This is a genomic window from Actinocrinis sp., from assembly GCF_035946395.1.
In the GTDB taxonomy this organism is placed as follows: Bacteria; Actinomycetota; Actinomycetes; order Streptomycetales; family Catenulisporaceae; genus Actinocrinis.
In genome coordinates this window covers 1-5,540 of sequence record NZ_DASYZI010000075.1, presented here as the reverse complement: position 1 = coordinate 5,540, position 5,540 = coordinate 1, and the positions used below count along the sequence as shown (strand labels likewise).

6 protein-coding genes are annotated in these 5,540 nt (G+C 70.4%); 5 read left to right on the top strand and 1 reads right to left on the bottom strand.

The genetic code is table 11. The features are described 5' to 3' along the window. The 4 genes from VGS97_RS05275 to VGS97_RS05260 form a co-directional block, all read left to right on the top strand. On the top strand, nt 1-885 hold an 885-nt coding region (locus tag VGS97_RS05275), incomplete at its 5' end, for a glycosyltransferase family 2 protein (RefSeq protein WP_326852062.1). 103 nt (nt 886-988) lie between these two features. Then, nucleotides 989-2,101 carry a DUF4037 domain-containing protein gene (locus VGS97_RS05270; RefSeq protein WP_326852061.1) on the top strand — a complete coding sequence of 371 codons (1,113 nt, stop codon included), beginning with the start codon at nt 989-991 and terminating at the stop codon, nt 2,099-2,101. A 39-nt stretch (nt 2,102-2,140) separates the two neighbouring features. Continuing rightward, complete coding sequence (locus VGS97_RS05265) at nt 2,141-2,581, top strand: VOC family protein (RefSeq protein WP_326852060.1); 441 nt, start codon at nt 2,141-2,143, stop codon at nt 2,579-2,581. A 20-nt stretch (nt 2,582-2,601) separates the two neighbouring features. Further along, nucleotides 2,602-3,321, top strand: coding sequence for a hypothetical protein (locus VGS97_RS05260; RefSeq protein WP_326852059.1), 720 nt, complete (start codon nt 2,602-2,604; stop codon nt 3,319-3,321). Nucleotides 3,322-3,351: 30 nt separating this feature from the next. On the opposite strand, the gene VGS97_RS05255 is transcribed toward VGS97_RS05260, so the two are convergent. Further along, a complete protein-coding gene (locus VGS97_RS05255) occupies nt 3,352-4,218 on the bottom strand; it encodes an Fpg/Nei family DNA glycosylase (protein ID WP_326852057.1) in 867 nt (288 codons plus the stop codon). A gap of 173 nt (nt 4,219-4,391) precedes the next feature. On the opposite strand from VGS97_RS05255, the gene VGS97_RS05250 reads away from it, so the two are divergent. Next, on the top strand, nt 4,392-5,198 hold the full coding sequence (locus tag VGS97_RS05250) for an alpha/beta hydrolase (protein ID WP_326852056.1): 807 nt from the start codon (nt 4,392-4,394) through the stop codon (nt 5,196-5,198). The last annotated feature ends 342 nt before the right edge of the window (nt 5,199-5,540 follow it).

Sequence of the window (5,540 nt, the reverse complement as noted above, 5' to 3'; positions counted from 1 at the left end):
GGCCTGGACTGGCAGCTGATCGTGGCCGACAACGACTCGGCCGACGACACCGTCGCGACCGTCGAACAGTGGGCGCGTCGGAATCCGGGCACGCGCTGCCAGGTCGTGCACACCGGCGGGAATCTCGGCTACGCCGCCGGGATCAACGCCGCGCTCGCCAAGGCGGATCAGTACGACGCGGCACTGGTCCTCAACCCGGACATCCGGCTGCACGCGGGCAGCGTGCGTTTGATGTACGACCTCATCGACGCCGGTCCGGGCGACGCTCCGACGCGGGCGGCGTCCCAGCCGCACCCGCGCACCGGGATCGTCGTCCCGCGCATCGTCGACCAGGAGGGCAACCTCGCGCACTCGCTGCGCCGGGAGCCCACGGTGCTGCGCGCTCTCGGCGAGGCCGCGCTCGGTGCCCGGGCCGGTCGGCTCGCGCCCCTCGGCGAACTGGTGCTCGACGAGGCAGCCTACGCGCACCCCGCGGTGGCCGACTGGGCAACCGGTGCCATCATGCTGATTTCAAAGCACTGTCTTGACGTATGCGGGCCCTGGGACGAGTCGTTCTTCCTGTACTCGGAGGAGACGGAATTCGCCTTGCGCGCCAGGGACAACGGCTTTCTGACCCGCCTCGCGCCGCAGGCCACCGCGACACACATCGGCGGCGAGTCAAGGGTCTCCCCGGAGTTGTGGACGCTGGTGATGAGCAACAAGATCCGGCTCTACCGCCGCCGCCACACGCTGCCCGCGTCGGTCGCCTACTGGGCCGCCGCGGTGCTGCGCGAGGCGCCCCGGGCCGCGCTCGGCCACGAGCGCAGCCGCCGGGCGGTCAAGGCGCTGCTCACGCCGGGAAGTCTGGCGGCGCCGGTGCCGGCGTCGCGGCCGAAGAACTCGTAGACGGTTCGCAGATCCCGGTGGATCACCCGCAATTCGGCTGGACTGCGCGGTATGGCACCGGCAAGGATGAAGATCCCTGCCCACTGCGCAGATATGGGTGACGATGAACTACCAAACGGGGGCATATCAGACGAGTGGGGCGGGTGGCATCCCGCCGGGTCCGCCCGCGCCGCGCGCCTTCGTGACCGGACGTGACCTGTCCGCCGCCTTCTACAAAGACGTCGTCCGTCCCCTGCTGGAGCGTATGTTCCCTGGCTTGGTCCACTTGGCCGCGCTGGTCGGCACCGGCTCCGAGGTCGTCGGCTTCGACACCGAGCGCTCCACGGATCACGGCTGGGGGCCGAGACTGGAGCTGTTCGTGCGGCCGCACGACCGTGCAATGGCGGCGGATCTCGTCGAGATGCTCGATGAACTGCTACCGGAGACTTTTCTCGGCCATTCGGTGCGTTACCCGCGCCGCGATGGGCATCCACCGCGTCATCAGGTCACCATCGGCGACCTCGGTGCGTTTCTCGTCGATCTGCTCGGATTCGATCCGCGCGGTGGCGTGACGACCGGCGACTGGTTGGGCACGCCCACTCAGTCGCTGCACGAGATCACCGGGGGCGTCGTCTTCCATGACGGCCTCGGCGAGTGCGGTCCGGTCCTCGACTTGCTCGCCTGGTACCCGGACGACTTGTGGCGATACGTCCTTGCCTGCCAGTGGACGCGGATCAGCCAGGAAGAGGCGTTCGTCGGGCGCTGCGGCGAGGTCGGCGACGAACTCGGGTCGGCGGTCGTCGCGGCGCGCCTTGCCCGGGAACTGATGCGGCTGTGCCTGCTGATGGCGCGCAGGTATCCGCCCTACTCCAAATGGCTGGGTAGCGCCTTCTCCCGGCTGCCCGCCGCAGCCGCCCTCACGCCCGAGCTGCGCGCCGCGCTGGCCGCGACCGACTGGCCGCAGCGGGAGACGCACCTGTGCGCGGCGTACGAGATCGTCGGCGCATTGCACAACGGCGCTGGGCTGACCGAATGGATCGATCCGACGGTACGGCCGTACTACGACCGCCCCTTCCGGGTGATTCGCGGCGAGCGGTTCGCCGCCGCGCTGTTCCGCACGATCGGCGACGCGCGGATCGCCGAACTTCCGCCGGTCGGCGCCGTTGACCAGTTCGCCGACAGTACCGACCTGCTCAGCTACCCCAACCGCCGCGCCGAGTACCTCATCCGGCGTTAGGGTCATGACGAACCGACCGATTGAGCCGAGGAGGTCGTCATGGAGTGGAAGCTGGAAGCGATCGTGCTACCGGTCGCGGACGTGGACCGGGCCAAGGCGTTCTACAGCCAGCGGCTGGCGTTCGACCTCGAAGTCGACTACCAGCCCAGCGAGGACTTCCGAGTGGTGCAGCTGACGCCGAACGGCTCGCGCTGTTCCGTCGTGCTGATGCAGACCGAAGTGGTCGCCCGGCGCACCGGCGGGACTCCCGGTACCGTCAGTGGCCTGCATCTCGTCGTCACCGACATCGAGGCGGCGCGCGCCGAACTCGTCGGGCGGGGCGTCGAGGTGGGCGACGTCTTCCACTTCGAGGACGGCAGGCAGCTGACCGGCCCCGACCCGCAGCGCGCCGACTACAACTCGTTCCTTACCTTTGACGACCCGGACGGCCACGTCTGGCTGGTCCAGGAACGCAAGACGGACCCGTACGCGGCGGCCTGAGAACGCGGGGGGTCCCGCTCGTGTCCACGGCGAAGCAGTTCCTGTTGCAGGCAGCCGCCCGCAACAACGCCGAGTGGTGCGCCGCGATGAGCCGATCGCACGGTTTGAGCAGCGAATTCGGCCGGCACGCATGGTCCGCCGCGGTCCGCACGCCGCCGCGCTACCCCGACGCGGTGACGCTGGTGCCGGGTGCCGACGCATCCGCGCTGCTGGCCCGGATCGATACCGAAGCGCCGGGCGCGAGCGTCAAGGACAGCTTCGCCGACCTCGATCTCACGCAGGCAGGCTTTCACGTGCTGTTCGACGCGCAGTGGATCTACCGTCCGGCGGGCGCCACGGGCGCTGCGGGCGCCGCGGCGGATCTCGCCTGGGACGTGGTCGCCGATCCGCGGATGCTGCGGGCCTGGGCGCTGGCCTGGGACGCGGGAGAGGGGAACGCGGATCTGTTCCGGCCGGGGTTGCTGGACGATCCGGCGACGTTCGTGCTCGTCGGCCGGCGCGGCGACGGACACGTGGTCCGCGGCGCCGTGGCGAGCCGGAGCGATCACGTGGTCGGCATTTCCAACGTCTTCGCGCTGGATGGCGGCGCTGACGCGGCCTGGCCGGGAGTGCTGGACGTGGTGCACCGGCTCTTCCCGGCCCTGCCAGTAGCCGGGTATGAGCGCGGCGACGAGCTGAACGCCGCCCTGCGCCACGGTTTCGAGCCGATCGGCCCGCTGCGGATCTGGCTGAAGGACTGACTCGCCGATGGCTCGCCGGGCTCATCGCCGTCAGCTGCGGACGCCGAACTTCGACATGCGCCGGTCGGCGAGCACGGCGCCGCCGGTCTGGCAAGCCGGGCAGTACTGCAACGAGGAGTCGGAGAAGCTGACCTCGCGGATCGTGTCACCGCACACCGGGCAGGCCTCGCCGGCGCGCCCGTGCACGCGCAGCCCGGTCTTCTTCTCCGCTTTGAGCGTCGCGGCCTGCTGTCCGACCGAGCGCTCGACCGCGTCGGCGAGGATGGTGCGCATCGCCGTGTGCAACCGCTCGGCCTCCTCAGGCGTGAAGCTGGAGGCGAGCTTGAACGGGGAGAACTTGGCGGCGTGCAGGATCTCGTCGCTGTAGGCGTTGCCGATCCCGGCGATCGTGGTCTGCTCGGTCAGCAGGCCCTTGATCTGCTTGCGCCGGTCCACGAGCAGCGCGGCGAACGCCGCCGCGTCGAACTGCGGGTCGAGCGCGTCCGGGCCGAGCCGCGCGATGCCCGGCACCTGCTGCGGATCCCGCACGAGGTACACCGCGAGCCGCTTCTGCGTCCCGGCCTCGGTCAGGTCCCAGCCGCAGCCGCCCTCAAGCCGGACGCGCAGCGCGAGCGGCCCCCTGCCCGGGCGCGCAGGCGCGGCCGGCAGTTCGTCGCGCCACTGCAACCAACCGCCGCGGGACAGGTGGCAGATCAGGTACGTCCCGCCGAAGTCCACCGAGAGGAACTTCCCATACCGCCGCGCGCCCTGCACCTTGGCGCCGGCCAGCGAGGAGACCGATAGATCGAAGGTCTTGAGCGCGGAGAACGCGGCCACGTCGATCCGTTCGAGCGCCAGTCCGCTGGCGCGCTCGGCCACGAACGCGGCCAGCGCGGTGACTTCCGGGAGCTCGGGCACGCCCCCAGTCTGCGCGCCCCCGCGCCGTCCGGTCCACCCCAGCGCGCCGGCTGTGCTACCCGGCCACTCGCGGACGTCCAAGATCGATGACCTTGCCACCCTGGGCGCGGCAGAATCGTCGCGTATCACCGCAGCTCGTACACCCACTGTCACCGATTGCGAGAGCCGGACCGATGAGCCCGACCACCGAGCCTGAGCAGAAGACCTTCGACGTCGGCGAGGCCGTCCTGGCCTACGACGAGACCGGCGACGGCCCGCCGGTCGTCTACGCGCACGGACTGACCGGCAGCCGAGCCAATGACGACGCCTGGACGCTGACCGACTGGTCACCGGTGGTGGTTGCCGGACGCTGCCTCGTGCGCTACGACGCGCGCGGTCACGGCCGATCGACCGGCCGCCCGCAGCACACCGACTACACCTGGTCGCACCTGGCGGGCGACATGCTTGCGATGCTCGACCATGTGGCCGGTCCCGAGCCGGTGGACGTGATGGGCTCCTCGATGGGCTGCGGCACGCTGGTGCACGCGGCGCTCCGGCGTCCCGAGCGGTTCGCCCGCCTCGTGCTGATCATTCCGCCGACCGCGTGGGAGACCCGCCCCGCGGTGGCCGAAGCGAACCGTACGAGCGCTGACATCGTCGAACAGCGCGGTCTCGCCGCCTACCTCGACGCGATCAGGGATCTGCCGCTGTCGCCAATCCACTCCCAGGCTCCGGGCGAACCGCCGCTGCCGGACATCACCGAAGCGTTGTACCCGCACGTCATGCGCGGCGCGGCGGCCACCGACCTGCCGGACCCCGAGGCGTTGCGCACCCTGCGGCACAGAACGCTGATCCTGGCCTGGGAGCAGGATCCAGGCCATCCGGTGTCCACCGCGGAGAAACTGCACGCGCTGCTGCCGAACGCGCATCTGCACATCGCCGCCGACTACGCGGACGTGACCACCTGGGGTGAACGCGCCGCCGCATTCCTGAACGCCTGACCGCCCTAGGGATGTTTGAGCTGTGAGGTCGGGGTCGCGGTGCCTGTCGCGCGTTCACGGCGTTGTCGGGCCGTGCCCAGACCTTCAGCATGGGCAAGGCCCTCCGCCGAGCGATCGCGCGCGCCGGACGCCGCGCCCTAATCCGGCCCTACATCTCAAGCATGCCCTGATATCAAATATCTGATACTGAACAGTCGACGCCGAATGGTCACGCCTCGCGCTTCAAGGCGACGTCGTACGTGTCCAGACGGCCGCACATCCCGTAGCGGCGGTCCGCAGGTGCCGGCGCATTCCGCACCTCGGCCGCCGCGCGCAGCAGGTGGCCGATCCCGCCCTGCCGCA